The sequence below is a fragment of the Neisseria sp. P0001.S005 genome (assembly GCF_051963715.1).
The window spans coordinates 1-407 of the sequence record NZ_JBQCTZ010000675.1 but is presented as its reverse complement, the minus strand read 5'-3'; the positions used below and the strand labels follow the sequence as shown (position 1 = coordinate 407).

Sequence of the window (407 nt, the reverse complement as noted above, 5' to 3'; positions counted from 1 at the left end):
ACGATGATGGTCAAAACGATGATTGCCCAGCCCCAGTTGCCGATGATGTTGTGCAGTTGGTTCAAGAGCCAGAAGAGTGGGGAGGCGAACCAGTGTACTTTGCCGTAGTCTTTGGCCAGTTGCAGTTTGTCGGCGATGTTGGCGATAACGGAAGTGGTTTGCGGACCGGCATACAGATTGATGGCAGTTTCGGCTTTTGCGCCGGCTTGGATGGCGGCTAAAGGCACGCTGACGCTCGCGCTGTACAGGTTGTCGTTGCGGCGTTTGATGTCGATACGGCAGTCGCCTGCGGTGCATATGCTTTGGCCGTCTTTAGGCTGTAAAATCCAAGTGGACATGAAGTGGTGTTCAATCATGCCGAGCCAGCCGGTCGGGGTTTTGCGGATGTATTCGGCTTCGGATTTGCC

1 protein-coding gene is annotated in these 407 nt (G+C 54.8%); it reads right to left on the bottom strand.

All coding sequences use genetic code 11. From position 1 onward, the window contains the following. The coding region (gene yidC, locus ACTHSP_RS22320; RefSeq protein WP_440347052.1) for a membrane protein insertase YidC at positions 1-407 on the bottom strand (407 nt) is incomplete at both ends.